We start from the raw sequence: 17,319 nt of genomic DNA on the forward strand, positions 1-17,319 counted from the left end.
CGTCACTCACCCGCCCTCGGCATCAAGACGATCATGCGCAGCTGACCGGACTCGCCCTCAAGGCGGTATGCCACGTTGCGCCCTTGCAAAGCGCTTTCGAGCTCTTGCGCAGCGGGCGTCTGCGAAAGATCTTCATCATCGTTGGAAAAAAGTGTGGCGCGCAGCTCGACGCTGCATCGGTCATGGTCGCCCAAGTGATACATAAGTGCCGGATGATCGGTGGCGTAGGCAAAAAACGCAAAGTCATACACGCAGTCGTACAGCGCGCTTACCGTACTGGCGTGCATCGGGCGCCGTATGGCAATAATCGAGGCGCAATCGACATCGATCGTGCGCAGGTCGCTTGCGAGCTCGTTGGCAATGAGCTGAATGCGGTCGCGGTCAAAACCGCTCTCCCCGTGCTGTGCCAACGTGAGCGACCCCTTCCGTTTGCAATAGGCAACGAGCATCTTGGCGCGCTGCAGCATGCGGTAACGCTCGCGCGAAGATTCCTCGTCAGTCAACGGCGGCAGTGAGCTCAACAAGTCGTACATCTCTTCGAGCGCGCGGGCAAGCGCCTGGTCCACGTCTTGGACTAGCAAGGTCTCGGCCTCTTGATCTGCCAAATGTGTCTTAAGGTCGTAGTCGGCGGCAAGCAGCTCGTTTTGGCGTTGCAGCTCCATGCGACGATGTGCCAGTTCGCGATTGAGCTCGTTGAGCTCCGATACGTCTTGGGCAAGCAGGGCCGATCCCCCCAGCAGCGGAAAAGCACGATACATCACATCGGGATCGGACGCCACGGTAAAGGCATGGGCGCGGCCGTGCTCCTGGTTCCGCAACTCCTCGCGCACGCCTACCGGCATTGGCTTTGACACCGGCGTGGCATAGACCTCCTGCAGGTCGCGCGTTAGAACTTTGAGGTCAAGCGGCAAGGTGTCGAAGATGCCGGCGATATCGTGGTACGACGGAATGACACCGCAATCGAGACAGATTTCCATCGCCACCACGCACAGGATGCAATAGACGAGCGAAAAGTTGAGCCTCCATGCCCAGGGCACGCGCAGAACATATGAGATGGCAAAGAATGCGCCGCCCAGCAGCACGAGCGCCGCCATGCCCGAGAAACGTTGGATGCGAAAGGACGAGGACCGACCAACCAGGATAAAAAAGGCCACGAAGTTAAAGGCCGTCCACACGAGGAAGGCGAAATAACCCCGGCCGTACGTGTAATCGTTGCTCCAGGTGTCGCTTGTACGGTCAAAGCGGAAGACCTGCTGGTGAAAATCGTTGGTGAGCACAAATCCGATAAGCAGGATGGCCACAATCCACAGCGCAGCACGGTAGCGGCGACCCAGGCGGCGTTGCTCCAGGCCCGCAAGGCGCAGGCCGCAGAGCTGGTAGAGCAGCGGAATGAGCGTCATGGGCACGTAGTACAGGTACCACAGCATGGTGGCATAGAACGGCGTGAACGACTTGTACTTGAGAATGACCTCGATCATCCACAGGGCACAGATGGTGGCGATGGCAACAAGGCGGCGGCGCAACACATAGTCCAAACAACGCAGATAGACCAACACGCCCCAAGTCGAAAATACAATTGCGGCGACAAGCAGCGGGAGAGGGCTCGAATGGGCGAGCGCATCCACGACCTCTTCGGACACCTCGCTATAGGCGGGCACGGCGTTAGAAAGTTTGGGGTCGAAGGCGAACAGCACCGGCAAGATCGCCAAAAGCATGAGGAACAGCGCGGTGATGGCGCCGGCGATAGCAAAGACGCGGTGACGGTACACCTGATGTGTTATGCCAACAAGGAATCGCGGCATGGCGAAGAGCCTGCCGCCCCTGGGATCCGCAACCGGAGCGGTCCGGGCGGCCGCGTGGCCGATATGTCGCTCGCGGGTACTCATAGTCCCTTTAGTGTACCGACAGGCGGGCCCAAAAGCGGGCCGCATGTCCCAAAATCCGCAGACGGCAAGACGCCCGGCGAGCAATAACTACTCGCCGGGCGCCTTGGTTAGAAGGCTATGAAGTTGAGTGTCTCAGCTTCCTTAGGACAGGTCCTCACCATTAGAAGCAATAACCTTCTTGTACCAGTCGAAGCTCTTCTTTTTGGAACGCTTGAGGGTACCGTTGCCTGCATCGTCGCGGTCCACATAGATAAAGCCGTAGCGCTTGGACATCTCACCCGTACCGGCAGACACCAGGTCGATCGGGCCCCAGGTGGTGTAGCCCAGCAGGTCAACGCCGTCCTCGGTCACCGCATCGCGCATCGCGGCGATATGCTGGCGCAGGTAGTCGATACGGTAGTCGTCGTTGATGGAGCCATCCTCCTCGACAACATCCTTGGCGCCCAGACCGTTCTCGACCACAAACAGCGGCTTCTGATAACGGTCGTACAGGTCGTTGAGGGTGATGCGGAAGCCCAGCGGATCGATGGCCCAGCCCCACTGGCTCTCCTGCAGGTAGGGGTTCTTGGCGCCGGCGAAGGCGTTACCCTGGGTGCGCTCGACATCGGGGTTATCGGCACCGGCAGAGCAGCGGGTGCTGTAATAGCTAAAGCTGATGAAGTCGACAGTGTTAGCGGCCAGGATCTCGCGGTCCTCGTCCGTCATGCCCACATCGATGCCTAGACGCTCGAGCTTCTTGACGGCATATGCCGGGTAGTAGCCGCGGCTCTGGACGTCGACGAAGAAGTAGTTGTCCTGGTTATCGAGCTGCGCCTGGCGCACGTCGCCCGGACGGCAGCTGTAGGGGTAGTAGCTACCCGCGGCGAGCATGCAGCCGATCTTGATCTCGGGGTCGATCTCGTGGGCGATCTTGGTTGCCCAAGCGCTGGCGACGAGCTCGTTGTGGGCGGCCAGGTACTCGACGGCCTCCTTGTTCTCGCCCTCCTCAAAGACCAGACCGGCACCCATAAACGGCAGGTGCAAGATCATATTGATCTCGTTGAAGGTGAGCCAGTACTTCACCAGCCCCTTGTAGCGGGTAAAGATCGTAGTCGCGAGGTTCTTGTAGAAGTCGATGAGCTTGCGGTTGCGCCAGCCGCCGTACTCCTTGATGAGGTGAATCGGGCAATCGAAGTGCGTGATGGTCACGAGCGGCTCGATGCCGTGCGCCTGACACTCGCGGAATACGTCCTCGTAGAAGGCCAGGCCAGCCTCGTTGGGCTCGGTCTCGTCGCCGTTGGGGAAGATGCGGGTCCAAGCCAGGCTCATACGGAAGGTCTTAAAGCCCATCTCGGCAAAGAGAGCGATGTCCTCTTTGTAGTGGTGATAGAAATCGATGCCGGTCTGCGCGGGATAGTAATAGCCGTCCTCGAAGTCGAGCATTTTACGCTGGCCGGAGACCACCGCATAGCGCTCGGGGCCGTGCGGAGCCACGTCCACGTTGGCCAGGCCGCGGCCGTCCACGTCGTAGGCACCCTCGCACTGGTTGGCAGCCGTTGCGCCGCCCCACAGGAAGTCATTACGGAAAGCCATGTATCAATCCTTTCGCACGCTGTTGTCATAGGCTCAGTATCCCTGCAAACAACGCGTCGCTCAACGGCAGTGGCACAGGCCGATACTTCTTTTCGCGTGCAGGCGCCCGGCAGCCACCCCGCCTGACACTTTTTGATACCCGCCTGCCCAATCCACCACAAAGGGGACAGGCACCTTTGTGGCGGTTTGGAGCGGTTTGTCTCGATCTGTAACAGTTAGGCCGCCAAAACCGGGCCTGGTGTTACAGATTGAGATTGTTCGGCCAGTCCCTTGCAGTTTGTCTAAATCTGTAACAGGTAGAGACGATTTAGCCCGCTAGATGTTACAGATCGAGACAGAAGATTCTAGTCACAGGCGATGTCGAGGTTTTTGCCGATGAGACCTACGTAGCCGCCTTCGGCTGCCTTGGGGCTGTCAGCATGGCAGAGAACCCACTTGTCGGCCTTCCAGTAGCAGTAGCTGTCGCCGGCAGCAGGCATATCGGCCGCAGCCTCGGGACGCGGACCGTTGGTGCCGGCGGGCAGCGCCACCATCACCTGGAAGCCACCGTCGTCGACCATGCACGGCGTGTAGTGGAGCGTGGTGTTGAAAACCTCGACAACCTTGCCCGCCGGCACGCGAAACGCCTTGACGCACGCGGTGTCGAGCTTGCCGCCCTCGATCTCCCAGCGATGCGCCACGAGTAGGATAAAGTCACGCGCCCCCAGGTTGAACTCGCTGGCACGGTGGTACTCCAGGCAGTTGAGACGCGTGTTGTGGCCATTGCACCAGCCGAGCTGGAAGGGACGGCCGCCAAACATGAGAAAGCCAAGCTTGTCGGCATCTTTGACGCCCTCGAGCTCCGGCGCGCGCGCCACGTACTTACTGCCCTCGGGGATGGGCGTAGCGGAGAGTGCCTCGACGAGTGGGGCGGTCAGGCCGGACGGGACGTCGTCCCACACGCGGCCATAGGACTTGAACTCGAGATCGTTGACAGAGTAGATATGCATGTTCACTCCTGTTCGTAAATGTGACTATACGAACATTCTAGAACAAACATGAGCGATTTTGAACGCTCGTCCAGACCACTCAACAAAAAGGCGCCCCCGCATAAGCGAAAGCGCCCAATGCGCGCGTTTTGGGCGATAAAACCCTTACGCCTGCTGATAGTGCAGGTGCTTCTCGTCGATATCGGCCAGGTCGCGGTCGAGGTAGCGGCGCGCGAGCCAGTTTGCCATGGGAAGGTTCTGGTCCAGGTAGTTGCCGCACTCCTCGGGAGCGGCTCCGGGGACATCGCCCTCAAAGTCGGCGACAAACTCAAACAACTCACGCACGAGCGGCAGAATCTCCTCGCTCGTCACCTCGCCAAACACGACCAGGTAAAAGCCCGTGCGGCAGCCCATGGGGCCAAAGTAGACAATGCGGCTCGACCACTCGGCATGGTTGCGAAGGAATGTCGCGCCTAGGTGCTCGATGGTGTGGCACTCGGCCGTGTTCATGACCGGCTCCTTGTTGGGCGTGGTCAGGCGCAGGTCAAAGGTGGTGACGACAGCGGCGGTCGCCGGATCGCGGTCGATGCGGCTCACGTACACGCCGGGCTCAAGCTGCAAATGGTCAACGGAAAAGCTCGCGATACGCTCCATGGCAGATCCTCTCGATAGTCAATTTGGGACGGGGGTCTTTTAGCTGGTTCGAATGGTCGCACCAATCATACCAGTCAAAAAAGCCCCGTCCCAAATGAGCTGCCCGAGACGGGGATCAATGAGTTTTTAATCCCGTCCAACAAATCATTCTAGGCTGTGTAGGCAATCGTTGATTTCACGGCGTGGCGCCAGCCGGCGATCTTTTTGGCGCGTTCGTCAGCGGGCATCGACGGCTCCACGATGCCGCGGGCGCCGTAGACATCGACGACTTCGCGCGTGTACATGCCCAGCGCGATGCCGCAGGCCCAGGCCGCACCCAGGCCGCTCATCTCGTCGTTGCTCGCGATGCGGATGGGCGAGCCAACCAAGTCGCTCTCAAACTGCATCAGGTACGCGTCGCGCGTGGGACCGCCGTCAACACGAAGCTCGGCCAACGTTGCACCCGAATCCTCGACCATCGCATCGATCACGTCAAAGATCTGATAGGCGATCGACTCGTCGGCGGCCTTCACGAACTCCGCGCGACCCGTGGTGCGCGTCATGCCAAAGACGCAGCCCTCGGCGTCACTCGCCCAGTGCGGCGCGCCCAAACCGGTAAACGCCGGCACAAAGTAGACGCGGCTCGCCGGATTGGCGGCGTAGCACAGGTCGGTAACTTCCTCGGGGTTATTGATGAGTTCCAGATCGTCGCGCAGCCACGTCTTGACGGCGCCGGCGTAGCTCACGTTGCCCTCGAGCACGTACTCGGTCACGCCGTCCATACGCCATGCGAGCGAGCTCGAAAGCCCGTGCGAGCTGGCAACGAACTCGTCGCCGACGTTCATCATGACCGAGCTGCCGGTGCCATAGGTCGCTTTGGCCATGCCGCGGCTATGGCAGCCCTGCGCGAACAAAGCGGCATGGCTGTCGCCGAGCACGCCGTGAATGGGCACGGGTGCCGGCAAAAAGCCGCCCAGGTCCGTCATGCCGAACAGGCCATCGGAATCGGTCACCTGCGGCAGGCAGGCCGCATCGACGCCAAAGGCCTCGCACACCGGCTCGCTCCAGCAGCCACGGCGCAGGTCAAAGAGCTGCGTGCGGCTGGCGTTGGACCAGTCGCAGCGAAACTCCGCGCCGCCCGTGAGCGTCCAGACCACCCAGGCATCGATGGTGCCCAGGCACAGCTCGCCTGCCGCGGCAGCCTCGACAGCAGCGGGAACGTTCGCGATGATCCAAGCCATCTTGCCCGCCGGGTAGTAGGGCGAGAGCACCAGGCCCGTCGTGTCGCGCACCAGCTCGGCCACACCCCCGCGCGCGGCCAGCTTGTCGCACAGCTCGCGGGCGCGGGCGCACTGCCACACTACGGCGTCGCACAGCGGCTCGCCCGTCGCGCGGTTCCAGGCAACGGTGGTCTCGCGCTGGTTGGAGATGCCGATGCCGGCGATGTCGGCAGGATCGACCCCGGTCTCCTCCACCACGGCGCGCGCCACGGCCAACACGTTGGCGGCGATCTCGGCCGGATCATGGCTCACCCAGCCGGCCTCGTTGACAATCTGGCGATGCGAGCGATCGGCACGATGAATCAAATGGCCGCCCTCGTCCACCAGCAGTGCCTTGGTGCCCTGCGTGGATTGATCGATTCCGATGATGTATTTGCTCATGTACTCTCCCATTCCTTCCGCCAAATCAAAGACGACTGGCGGACAAGGAGCGAGCGGCCGTCAAGTGCCGCAGATTGCCGTGAAAGAGGAGCGCCGCGTACTTTGCGTACGCAAGCGACGGTTTGAACGGCAAGGTGCGGTGCTTGGCGGCCGCGCAGCGTCTGTATCTACTAGTTGCCGAGGAACTCGGCGACGGTCTGCGCAATTCCGGCACCCGTCAGGCCGTAGTGTGCGAAGACCTCGGGGCTCGTGCCGGTGATGACCGGTGCGTCGGGCAGGGAGAGGCACTTGACCGGACGCGGGCAATGCTCGCCCACCACCTGCGCGACCATAGAACCCAGGCCGCCGAAGGGGCTGTGCTCCTCGACCGTCACGACGGCGCGCGTGGCACCGGCAGCCTCAATCACGGCCTCGGCGTCAAGCGGCTTGACGCAATACATGTCGAGCACCGTTGCCGAGATGCCCTGCTCGGCCAGCAGGTCGGCAGCGTCCACGGCATGGCGGACCATCTCGCCGGTGGCGACGAGCGTCACATCGGTGCCGCGACGCACCCAGGTGGCGCGATCCATCTGGAACGGGCACTCGTCCTCGGTATACACGTCCTCGACCGGGTTGCGGCCCACGCGAATGTAGGCCGGCTTGTTGTCGGCGACCAGGGCCCGCACGAGCTCGGCGGTCTGGAAGCGGTCGCTCGGCAGATACACGCGCATGTTGGGAATCGCACTCATGGCGGCGATATCCTGCGCGGAGTGATGGCTCATGCCCAAGGCGCCATAGGACACGCCGCCCGAGATGCCGATGAGCTTGACGTTGGTGTTGGAGTACGAGACGTCGACCTTGCACTGCTCATACGAGCGCGTGGTCACAAAGGACGCCGGCGAGGCGGCCCAGGCCTTCTTTCCGCACGAAGCCATGCCGGCGGCGATGCTCACCAGGTCCTGCTCGGCAATGCCGACCTCGACGGACTGTTGGGGATACTGATCAAAGAACGGCGTGAGCGATGCGGAGCCGCGGGAGTCGGAGCATAGGACGACGATGTCCTTATCGGTCTTCGCGGCCTCGAGCAGCGTGTCGCAGATAACCTTGCGATTGGCGATCTTGTTAGCCATTGACGGCCTCCTTATGGGCAGCGAAATCGGCGATGATCTGAGCATATTCCTCATCATTGGGCAGGTGATGGTGCCAGGCGGCCTTGTCCTCCATGACGGGCGAGCCATAGCCCTTCACCGTGTTGAGAATGATGACCGTGGGCTTGCCGCAGGTCTCGGCCGCAAGCGTCAGCGCGGCGTCGATGGCCCGGACGTCGTTGCCCGGAATGGAGAGCACGTTCCAACCGAAGGCGGCCCAGCGCTCCTCCTGCGAGTCCTGCTTCATAACATCCTCGGTGCTGCCGCTGATCTGCAGGCGGTTGCGGTCCACGAGTGCGCACAGGTTATCGAGCTGGTAGTTGCCGCCGCTCATGGCGCCCTCCCAGACCGAGCCCTCGGCAAGTTCGCCGTCGCCCATGATGGTGTAGACGCGGTAGTCGCGGCCGTCCATCTTGCCGGCGAGCGCCATGCCCACGGCCACCGGCAGGCCGTGACCCAGCGAGCCCGAGTTCATCTCGATGCCCTTGAGCTTGTTGTTGGGGTGGCCGATGTAGGGGCTGCCGAACTTGGAGAAGCGGGCCTTGACGTCATCGAGGTCAAGATAGCCCTCGTGGCAGAGCACCGCGTAGTAGGCTTCCATGGCGTGGCCCTTGGAGAGCACGAAGCGGTCGCGGTTGGGATCGTCGACGGTCTCGGGCGAGATGTTGAGGTGGTTGGCATAGAGGGTCATGAGGGCGTCGATCACCGACATGTCACCGCCGATGTGGCCGCCAGCGCCAGCCATGATGATATCGACGCAATCGCGGCGAAGGTCCCAACGCAGGGACTCAAGCTCTTCGATAGTTGCCATTTCTACTCTCCTCGCAGGTAGGCTTTAACGTCTTCTTCGATGGGGTCGTACAGGTCGGGGGCAATACCGAGGTACTTGCACGCCTCGTAGAGCACCGGCACCACGTTGGCGTGAATAGCGACGCAGTGGTGGATGTAGGGACCCTCGACGATCTTGGCCTCGAGGCGCTTGAGGTTGTCGACCTCGACCCACAGATAGGTGCCCATGCCGGCCGGGCCGTCGATGCCGCGGGCGTTACCCAGCAGCAGCGAGTACTCGCCGTTGTCGCCGTCAAAGCGGGCAAGGGTGAGGTCGCCATGCTTGGCCTCGGCCGTCAGCGCGCCGGGGTGATCGAAAGCCAGCGGATAGGTGAGCTTGGGCTTGACGGCCGCGCAGCTGCAGGGCCAGGGGCCGCAGTGCTGCAGCAGCTCGCCGTTCTCGTTATCGGGATGGCGCACGGTCCAGTCGGCGAACATGCCGCGGTGACGGCCCAGGTCGGCGGCCTCGACCATCAGCGCGGTGATGGCGCCGTGGATATCGGTCTCGCATACGATAGGAATGCCCATCTCGTTGAGGATGGCGTTGGCGGCACAGGGCATAATGCCCAGCTCGTCCTGCAGAGCGTTCCAGCACTGAATGGCGCCGGCGTTGCAACCGTACTTCTCGACCAGGCGCTTCATGGCGATGGCAAGACCGGCGACCGCGGGAACCTTATCCTCGGGGATGCAGATCTCAAAGCTGTCGTTGATGTGGGCAAGCATGGTAGCCATGGCCTGCTCGTCGGCCTGGGCGTCGCGCACGGCCTGGACAAGCTCGGTCATGGGAATGGGCGAAAGCTGGATGTTGAACTTCTCGAGCAGCTCGCCCTCGTTGCACATGGTCGACCAGAAGTCGAACGGACGGGTGGCCATCTGCAGGATGCGGGTGTGCTTAAAGGTCTTGACCACGTTGCACACGGCCAAGAAGTCCCAAACGCCGCGCTCGAACTCGGGATCGGTCAGGCGGCAGTTGGTCATGTAGGTGAAGGGAACCTGGAAGCGGCGCAGGACCTTGCCGGTGGCGAACAGGCCGCACTGGCTATCGCGCAGGCGGGTGCCGTCGGGCTCGGGGCGCTCGTCGCGCGGGCCCCACAGCAGCACGGGTAGGCCGAGCTCGCGGGCAAGGCGAGCGCAAACGTACTCGGTGCCAAAGTTGGCGTGGCACAGCATAATGCCATCGACGCCCTCGGCGCGGAACTTCTTGACGATAGGCTCAATGTGGCTGTCGTCGAACAGCAGGCCCTCGTCATTGATGTCGTCGATATCCACGATGTCGACGCCGATCTCACGCAGGCGATCAGCCGTCAGGCCGCGATACTTGATTGCGTCCGGCGCGCTAAAGATACTGCGGCGCGTGGGCACAAAACCGAGCTTGATCTTGTCCATGTACGTCCTCCCCTAATCACATGTTCAGTAAACAGACGCATGTTTCGTTTTGTTCTGTTTACTAAATTTTTACTCCAGTGTTTAGAAGTTTAACGCGAGATACCCGTGGGCGGTAGAGAAATCAGCCTAAACGGTATGTAAACAAACTGAACATACAAGGGCAACAAAAAGAGGGCCCCGAAGGACCCCTTTTGGATGACGTAATTGTTCTGCCGTAGCGAGCTTTGCCGCCCTGCGGCCCGGCGTTGCCTTTGCCTAGATCTCACGCACGCTCTGACGCTCGACAAAATAGGTCGATACGGCTGTCTTGCAGGTATAGCTCTTGGGATTGCGGATGTTGCCCACCAGGCGGCGCACCGCGATCTCGCCCACCTCGTGCTTGGGAACGTGCACCGTGGTGAGCGGCGGGTTGGAGAAGGCGCCCAAAGACAGATCGTCAAAGCCGATGATCGAGACATCCTCGGGCACGCGTATGCCGTGCTCGTTGAGCGCGCGCATGGCACCCACGGCGAGCACGTCGTTTTCGGCAAAGAAAGCCGTCGGCAGGTCGTCGCGCGAGACGCTGTCGAGCCATGCGCCCATGTCGCGATAGGCGCCCTCGAGCGTGGTGCCCAGCGTAACGCGCCATGTCGGGTTGGCCTCAAGGTCTGCGTCCTCAAGCGCTTGGCGATAGCCGCGCTCGCGATCCTTAAAGTTGCGGATGCGAAGGTCGCCTGCCAGATAGCCGATCTGCCTGTGACCTTTCTCGATGAGGTGATCCACGGCGCGCAGCACCGAGTCGGTGTTGGCAATGACCACGGCATCGAAGTACTGACGATCGCTCCAGCCATCGAGCACGATCAGGTGGGCGGCAGCGTTGGCAAACAGGGCGTAGTCTTCCTCACCCAACTCGGTACCCATCAGCACGATAGCGGCGGACGGATCGGCGATCAGGCCCTCGACCTTCGGACGCACGGCGTCCAAGTCGCTAAAGTCGAGCGAGACAAAGCTCGTGCTCATGCCGTGACGACGCGCCTGGCGCTCCACGCCCTCGATGACCGCGGGATGGAAGGTGCTCTCGTCCAGAATGGCGCCCGTCTTGCGCGCGAGCACAAACTGAATGCTCTCGAGCTGCGTCGACTGCTGATAGCCAAGCGATTGCGCGCACTCCAGGATGACCTTGGCGGTCTCTTCACTCACGCTGCGCTTGCGGTTGAGCGCGTTGGACACGGTCGCAGGCGAAAAACCGGTGATGCGGCTGATCTCGCGAACACTTGCTTTGGCCATTGTTCCCCCTAGCAACGGCCGTGGCAGAGCATCGCAACTTGATGACTCGACAACTAAACGGCCGCAAATTCAATCTAAACAGAGTAGTAAATGTTTATGAGCTAGTTTAGCCTGTTGTCAAGCGAAGTGGCACGACTATTCCCCCAACGGGCACATTTACTCGGTAGCTAAAAAAGCCCCGTCCCAAATTGACTACATGGGGCGGGGCACGGAAATCATTTAGCCAAGAACACGGGCCATGCGCGTCTTGAACTCGGACAGGAAGCGCGGGGCATCCACGGTCAGCGCCACTAGCGCGCTCTTGTCCGGATCGGACAGGCGATGCTCGTCGCAAATGGTGCGGCCGCGATACTCGCCCAGCAGATCAACACGCAGGTTGCAGCCGAGCGCACCTACAAGCGTGGGGTCAATCGCCACGGCAACGGCCAGCGGATCGTGCAGCGCACAACCACCCAGGTAGGGTGCGTTCATCTCGTACGAGCCAATGTAGTGCTCGACCATGCTCGCAAATGCGCAGCCGGCCATGGTGCCCGAGCCCGTCCATCCGGCAATGTCGCGACGCGTGAGCACCACGCGATGCGTCACGTCCAGACCCACCATGGTGAGCTTGCGGCCCGAGCGCAGCACGGCATCGGCCGCCTCGGGATCGCTTGCCATGTTGGCCTCAGCGCCCGCGCTCACGTTGCCGGGCACGGTCAGGGCGCCGCCCATCACCACCACGCGGCCGATAGACATCACCGCCGCCGCATCGCGCTCCAGGGCAAGCGCCAGGTTGGAGAGCGGGCCGGTCGCTACGTAGACCAGATCGGGACCATAGGTGCGCGCGGCATCGATCAGATAATCGACTGCAGCGTTGCCGTCGGCCGACGTCGCCCCCACCGGCTCGTAGGACGACGCGGGCACGCTCGCGCCGCCGATGCCGTTCTTGCCGTGAATGAGTACGGTGGACGCCGGCGGCGTATAAGGCTCAGTCGCCTGCAGAGGACGGTCGGCGCCCAGGTACACCGGCACCTCGGGACGGCCCAACAGGTCCAGCACCGCCAGGCAGTTGCGCGCCGACTGGTCGACGCGCACATTGCCAAAACACGTGGTAATGCCCACGAGCTCAACCTCGGGGCTCGCGATGGCATAGGCAAGCGCCATCGCATCGTCCACACCCATATCCAGATCAAGGATCAGCTTCTTGATTGCCATTGTTCTACTCCGCTTCTCCGTCTTGTACTAAATCGTCTAAACCAAACACGCGCTCAACTTCGGCGCGCGTGGGAATCGACTGCTGCGCGCCCAAGCGCGACACCGTCACCGCCGAGGCGCGAGCACCCGCGGCCATGCACTCAAAGAGTGGCAAGCCCTCCAAACGAGCCGCAGCAAGCGCACCGATAAATGTATCGCCCGCGGCCGTCGTATCGACCACCGCGCTCGAAAGCACCGGCATGCGCAGCAGCTCGCCGTCGTCGCCGAGCGTAACCGAGCCGGCGCCGCCCAGCGTGATGACCGCGGCTTCGGCACCCTTGGCGAGCAAGGCATTGAGCGCCGCGACGCAGCTCGCATCGTCTGCAGGCAAGATGCCCGTCAGCACCTGGCACTCAGTCTCGTTGGGACAAACCAGGTCGACTGCAGGCCAGACCTCCGCAGGCACTTCGCAGGCAGGCGCTGGATTAAAGACCGTATAGAACCCCAGCTCGTGAGCGCAAACAAGCGCCTCGGCCGTCGCTGCAAGGTCACATTCGCCCTGGGCGATAAAGACGCTTCCGGCAGCCGGGGCAATATCGCTGGCGTCGCCGTCGAGCTCATCGGCCACCAGGCGCCTCAGCGCGCGAGCAACGTCCTCGCCCGCGAGCGCATGGTTAGCGCCCGGCGACAGCACGATGCGGTTATCGCCCTCACAGCGAATGATGGTCGCCGTTCCCGTCTCCACGTCGTCGCGACACGCCACAAAGTCACAGTCCACGCCAGCATCTTGGAGCCCCGCCACGAGCGACGAGCCAAACGCGTCGCGGCCGACCGCGCCGATCATGCGCGTGCGCGCGCCCATGCGCGCAGCTGCTACGGCCTGGTTGGCGCCTTTGCCGCCGGCGTTGGTGATAAACCCGCTGCCGCCGACGGTCTCGCCCGCACGCGGCATGCGCTCGCACGCCACCGAAAGGTCCATGTTCATGCTGCCGAACACCGCAACGATGCCGCAATCTGCCATGGAAACCTCCTCGTCCGCGGGCTCTGCACCCGCTGTCGGCCGTCAATCGTGCGCTCTCGCACTTCTATAACTTTAGTTCACTTTGATGTGGACGCGCACTTGAGCTTACGCCAGCAGCAAGCATTCACAGGAGTAGGCGGCTACAATGAAAGCGTGCTGATTATTCTCGTCATTGGATGATGTTTTATGGAACAATTCCCGCGATCGAGCTCGCGCAGCTCACGCCATGCGAGCGATCAACAAGCGACGCACGAACGTTCGCGCACTAACCGCCAAACCACCGAGCCGCGCCGCGCTGCAGGCTCCCATCGCTCGCCCGCCAACAAGGGCGCCCGCACCGACAGCGCCGCAAAAGAACAGGCGCCCACGCGTCCCAAATCTCGCTACATCCCCGCCCTCGACGGCCTTCGCACGCTCGCCGTTGTCGCGGTGGTGCTCTATCACCTCAACCTCACGTGGGCACAGGGCGGCCTGCTCGGTGTCACGATCTTCTTTGTGCTCTCGGGATACTTGATCACGCGCCTGCTCATCAACGAAATAGCAAAGACCGGTCGTATCGATCTTAAGAGCTTCTGGATCCGCCGCATCCGTCGCCTGTTCCCCGCCGTGGTAACCGTCGTGGTGGTGACCTGCGCACTGTGCACTGTCTTTAACCATGTGATGCTCACCAAGATGCGCCCCGACATCCTGCCGTCGCTGCTGTTCTTTAATAACTGGTGGCAGATTATGCAGGACGTTTCGTACTTTAACGCCTTGGGCGACCCCTCGCCGCTCACGCACTTTTGGTCGCTTGCCATCGAGGAACAGTTCTATCTTATTTGGCCGCCGCTGCTGCTCGCCATGGTGTCGGTGCACATGAGCAAGCCCAACACGCGCCGCGTGGTCCTGGGCCTTGCCGCGGTATCCGCCGTCGCCATGATGGTGCTCTACAACCCCGCCACCGACCCCAGCCGCGTGTACTACGGCACCGACACCCGCGTGTTCTCGTTGCTGCTGGGTGCCTGGATGGCCTTTATTCCCGATCGCGACCTGGCGCCTGCGCGCCTTGTCCGCCATCTGGGGCTCGACCGACTGGCCGGCGCCGGCAAGCACGACAAGTCAAAGAGCGACACCGCCGAGGCCGCCACGACAAAGCCAAGTGAGCTCGCACGCTTTTGGTCCTCCCCCGCATCCATCGATTTGATGGGCGGCGTTGGCCTGGTCGGACTCGCCGCCATGGTCGCGCTCACCAACGGCTATACCGCGTTTCAGTATCGCGGAGGCACGCTGCTGTGCTCCATCCTCACACTGATGGTTATCGCGGCATGTGTGCAGCCCCAGGGCATGGTCGCACGGGCCTTGGCCGCCGAGCCGCTCGTATGGATCGGCAAGCGCTCCTACAGCATCTACCTGTGGCACTATCCGCTGCTGCTGCTTATGAACCCGGTCGCCAACATCAACGATACGCCCTGGTGGCAGTACATTTTGCAGGTGTTGTTGGTGGTCGCCGTGGCCGAGTGCTCCTATCGCTTTATCGAAACGCCGTTTAGGAAGGGCGCTTTTGGGCGCACCGTTTCCGAGCTCCGCGACGGCACCACCACGCCCGCCGGCTGGATGCGCGCACATGTCCCCACCTGCGCCGTTTGCGCCGTCGTGCTTGTTGTGGCGCTGGGCGGCCTGGTCTTTGTGCCCGACACATCCGCGCTGAGCGGCGAGGGCGCCGAAATCCTAAACAAGGAGGCCAAAAATGCAAAGCCTCAAGATCAGCAGGCGGCCGACGACTCCGACAAAGACGACGACGGCTTCCCCGACGGAGCCTACGACCTGCTAATGATTGGCGACTCCGTGTCCCTGCGCGCCGTCGATGCCTTTGACGGCGTGTTCCCGCACAGCCACATCGATGCCGAAAAGGGCCGCCAGTTTGATGCGGGCCGCGCGACATTTGAGGGCTATATCCAGCAGAACCTTGCCGGCAAAATCGTGGTCTTTGCCCTGGGCACCAACGGCTTGGTGACCGACGACCAAATCGACGCCATCATGGCCGATGCAGGAGATAAGCGTATTGTGGTGTTTGTGAACACGCGCAGCCCGCAGCCGTGGGTTGGCTCTACCAACCAGGCCATCGCCAACGCCGCCAAGCGCTATAAAAACGTGCGTGTTATCGACTGGTACGGATACAGCACAAATCGCAACGACCTGTTCGATGGCGATGGCACGCATCTTTCGACCGCCGGCGTGACCGAGTACCTTAAGCTCATCCACGATGCCGTCAAGAAGGACCTACCCGTGCACCCCGAGGACCACGTTAACGATCCGCAGCCGGCGGCTGTCAAATCCGCTGCCGAGGCACTCGTCAACGCCCTCGCCTACAAACCGCACAAGCTAGGCACCGACAAGTAACGCACCGCCAAATCTGCTTACAATCCGGCGCTTGGGACCACTTCCGCGACTTACAAAGCCGCCTCTGGGCTGTTAATTCACCCCAGAGGCGGCTTGATAGCTGCACATCGGTATATAACTAGCACCCTATAGCAGACAAAAACAGGCCGCAGCCCATGGCGCGGCCTGTTTAGTGTCCAAGAGAGGTGCTACGCGCTGTAGCCCATCGCTTGCAGAACAAACATGACGACCGTCAGCACCGTAATAACGCCGATAGTCGCCCAAGTGAGCACATTCCACACACGGCCGTTGCGGTTGGCGCCCATAATGTGCCGATCGGCGGCAATAACCACCTGAAACACCAGAACCACGGGCAGCAACACGCCGTTGATGACCTGCGAGGTCATCATAATCTGGAACAGGTCGACGCCGGGCATGAGCACCAGCACGGCAGAAATGCCAATGATTGCCGTAATGATGCCGCGATAGACCGGGGCCTCGTCCCAGCTGCGATCGGCACCGCGCTCCCAGCCAAACGCCTCGCAGATAGCGCTGGATGTAACGCCCGGCAGCACGCAGGCGGCCAAGAAGCTCGCCGCGACCAGGCCCGAGGCAAACAGCACCGTGGACCACTGGCCCGCAATGGGCTCCAGCGCGCGGGCAGCGTCTGCAGCGTCGCTAATCTGAATGCCCGCGGGGAACAATACCGTACCGGTCGTGATGATAATAAAACCGGCAATGACATCGGCGGCAATCGAGCCGCTCACGGTATCGATGCGCTGCAACACGATATCGTCCTCGCCCGCATTCTTATCGACCACGTTGTTCTGTGCCAGGAAAATCATCCAGGGCGCGATGGTGGTACCGATCGTCGCGACCACAAGCGACACGTAGCTGGGGTCATTTTGAATGTTGGGTACAACCAGATCGACCGCCACCTCGCCCCAACTGGGACCAGCCATAATTGCAGCGACAATGTAGGTCACAAACACACAGCTCACCAGCAACAGAATCTTCTCGATACGCTGGAAGCTACCCGACATGGTAAGCATCCAAACCATCAGCGCCACAAGCGGCACCGAGATGCTCGCCGGCACGCCAAAGAGGGCAAGGCCGCTCGCGATACCCGCAAACTCCGAAATGGTCACGGCTGTGTTGGCAATCAGCAGCGCCGCCATGGCCAGCACGCTCTTGCGCACGCCAAAGCGCTCGCGAATGAGCGAGGCCAGGCCCTTGCCCGTCACGCAGCCGCAACGCGCCGCGGTCTCCTGCGTCACGATGAGCAGCACGGTCATGACGGGAAGCATCCAGAGCATCTTGTAACCATAGCTGGCACCGGCGCTGGAATACGTGGCGATGCCGCCGGCGTCATTGCCCGAAAGCGCCGCCAGAAGGCCAGGGCCCATGGCACCAAAGATGGCCGCGATGGTCAGCTTTTGC

At 61.8% G+C, this 17,319-nt stretch carries 13 protein-coding genes; 1 reads left to right on the forward strand and 12 read right to left on the reverse strand.

All coding sequences use genetic code 11. The features are described from left to right. Nucleotides 1–2 precede the first annotated feature (2 nt). The 11 genes from ACTNB2_RS03465 to ACTNB2_RS03515 all read right to left on the reverse strand — a co-directional run bounded on the left by ACTNB2_RS03465 (nucleotide 3) and on the right by ACTNB2_RS03515 (nucleotide 13,521). Entirely contained in the window at nucleotides 3–1,802 is a 1,800-nt protein-coding gene (locus tag ACTNB2_RS03465) for a histidine kinase N-terminal 7TM domain-containing protein (RefSeq protein ID WP_441041541.1), read from the reverse strand. A 225-nt stretch (nucleotides 1,803–2,027) separates the two neighbouring features. Then, the gene (locus tag ACTNB2_RS03470) at nucleotides 2,028–3,458 is read right to left on the reverse strand and encodes a 6-phospho-beta-glucosidase (RefSeq protein WP_427718111.1); all 1,431 of its coding nucleotides are present in this window, start codon (nucleotides 3,456–3,458) and stop codon (nucleotides 2,028–2,030) included. A 344-nt stretch (nucleotides 3,459–3,802) separates the two neighbouring features. Next, nucleotides 3,803–4,447, reverse strand: a complete 645-nt coding sequence (locus tag ACTNB2_RS03475) for a DUF4867 family protein (protein WP_441041539.1) — start codon at nucleotides 4,445–4,447, stop codon at nucleotides 3,803–3,805. A gap of 144 nt (nucleotides 4,448–4,591) precedes the next feature. Then, nucleotides 4,592–5,080, reverse strand: a complete 489-nt coding sequence (locus tag ACTNB2_RS03480) for an S-ribosylhomocysteine lyase (RefSeq protein ID WP_427727273.1) — start codon at nucleotides 5,078–5,080, stop codon at nucleotides 4,592–4,594. Nucleotides 5,081–5,229: 149 nt separating this feature from the next. Then, a complete protein-coding gene (locus tag ACTNB2_RS03485) occupies nucleotides 5,230–6,720 on the reverse strand; it encodes an FGGY family carbohydrate kinase (protein ID WP_441041536.1) in 1,491 nt (496 codons plus the stop codon). A 170-nt stretch (nucleotides 6,721–6,890) separates the two neighbouring features. Continuing rightward, on the reverse strand, nucleotides 6,891–7,829 hold the full coding sequence (locus tag ACTNB2_RS03490; RefSeq protein ID WP_427718099.1) for a transketolase family protein: 939 nt from the start codon (nucleotides 7,827–7,829) through the stop codon (nucleotides 6,891–6,893). Further along, entirely contained in the window at nucleotides 7,822–8,658 is an 837-nt protein-coding gene (locus ACTNB2_RS03495; protein ID WP_427718096.1) for a transketolase, read from the reverse strand. Before ACTNB2_RS03495 ends, ACTNB2_RS03490 begins: the two co-directional genes overlap by 8 nt. A 2-nt stretch (nucleotides 8,659–8,660) precedes the next feature. Beyond that, entirely contained in the window at nucleotides 8,661–10,061 is a 1,401-nt protein-coding gene (locus tag ACTNB2_RS03500; protein WP_427747626.1) for an L-fucose/L-arabinose isomerase family protein, read from the reverse strand. Between the two features lie 255 nt (nucleotides 10,062–10,316). Next, nucleotides 10,317–11,327 carry a LacI family DNA-binding transcriptional regulator gene (locus ACTNB2_RS03505; RefSeq protein WP_441041533.1) on the reverse strand — a complete coding sequence of 337 codons (1,011 nt, stop codon included), beginning with the start codon at nucleotides 11,325–11,327 and terminating at the stop codon, nucleotides 10,317–10,319. A 219-nt stretch (nucleotides 11,328–11,546) separates the two neighbouring features. Next, nucleotides 11,547–12,521: a nucleoside hydrolase gene (locus ACTNB2_RS03510; RefSeq protein WP_441041532.1), complete on the reverse strand. Its 975-nt coding sequence runs from the start codon at nucleotides 12,519–12,521 to the stop codon at nucleotides 11,547–11,549. 4 nt (nucleotides 12,522–12,525) lie between these two features. Then, nucleotides 12,526–13,521: a ribokinase gene (locus ACTNB2_RS03515; protein ID WP_441041531.1), complete on the reverse strand. Its 996-nt coding sequence runs from the start codon at nucleotides 13,519–13,521 to the stop codon at nucleotides 12,526–12,528. A gap of 186 nt (nucleotides 13,522–13,707) precedes the next feature. Between ACTNB2_RS03515 and ACTNB2_RS03520 the strand changes: the two genes are divergently transcribed. Continuing rightward, nucleotides 13,708–15,900 (forward strand): acyltransferase family protein, encoded by a 2,193-nt coding sequence (locus tag ACTNB2_RS03520; protein WP_441041529.1) that lies wholly within the window; start codon nucleotides 13,708–13,710, stop codon nucleotides 15,898–15,900. A 188-nt stretch (nucleotides 15,901–16,088) separates the two neighbouring features. Here the strand turns inward: ACTNB2_RS03520 and ACTNB2_RS03525 are convergent, their stop codons facing one another. Further along, nucleotides 16,089–17,285 (reverse strand): Nramp family divalent metal transporter, encoded by a 1,197-nt coding sequence (locus ACTNB2_RS03525; protein WP_427747655.1) that lies wholly within the window; start codon nucleotides 17,283–17,285, stop codon nucleotides 16,089–16,091. Nucleotides 17,286–17,319 lie beyond the last annotated feature (34 nt).

This window comes from Collinsella sp. HCP28S3_G2 (assembly GCF_052065125.1).
In the GTDB taxonomy this organism is placed as follows: Bacteria; Actinomycetota; Coriobacteriia; order Coriobacteriales; family Coriobacteriaceae; genus Collinsella.

Coding starts and splice junctions, on each gene's coding strand:
- ACTNB2_RS03465 (WP_441041541.1), bottom strand. CDS start 1,802: ATGCCGCGATTCCTTGTTGGCATAACACATCAGGTGTACCGTCACCGC.
- ACTNB2_RS03470 (WP_427718111.1), bottom strand. CDS start 3,458: ATGGCTTTCCGTAATGACTTCCTGTGGGGCGGCGCAACGGCTGCCAAC.
- ACTNB2_RS03475 (WP_441041539.1), bottom strand. CDS start 4,447: ATGCATATCTACTCTGTCAACGATCTCGAGTTCAAGTCCTATGGCCGC.
- ACTNB2_RS03480 (WP_427727273.1), bottom strand. CDS start 5,080: ATGGAGCGTATCGCGAGCTTTTCCGTTGACCATTTGCAGCTTGAGCCC.
- ACTNB2_RS03485 (WP_441041536.1), bottom strand. CDS start 6,720: ATGAGCAAATACATCATCGGAATCGATCAATCCACGCAGGGCACCAAG.
- ACTNB2_RS03490 (WP_427718099.1), bottom strand. CDS start 7,829: ATGGCTAACAAGATCGCCAATCGCAAGGTTATCTGCGACACGCTGCTC.
- ACTNB2_RS03495 (WP_427718096.1), bottom strand. CDS start 8,658: ATGGCAACTATCGAAGAGCTTGAGTCCCTGCGTTGGGACCTTCGCCGC.
- ACTNB2_RS03500 (WP_427747626.1), bottom strand. CDS start 10,061: ATGGACAAGATCAAGCTCGGTTTTGTGCCCACGCGCCGCAGTATCTTT.
- ACTNB2_RS03505 (WP_441041533.1), bottom strand. CDS start 11,327: ATGGCCAAAGCAAGTGTTCGCGAGATCAGCCGCATCACCGGTTTTTCG.
- ACTNB2_RS03510 (WP_441041532.1), bottom strand. CDS start 12,521: ATGGCAATCAAGAAGCTGATCCTTGATCTGGATATGGGTGTGGACGAT.
- ACTNB2_RS03515 (WP_441041531.1), bottom strand. CDS start 13,521: ATGGCAGATTGCGGCATCGTTGCGGTGTTCGGCAGCATGAACATGGAC.
- ACTNB2_RS03520 (WP_441041529.1), top strand. CDS start 13,708: ATGGAACAATTCCCGCGATCGAGCTCGCGCAGCTCACGCCATGCGAGC.
- ACTNB2_RS03525 (WP_427747655.1), bottom strand. CDS start 17,285: ATGGGCCCTGGCCTTCTGGCGGCGCTTTCGGGCAATGACGCCGGCGGC.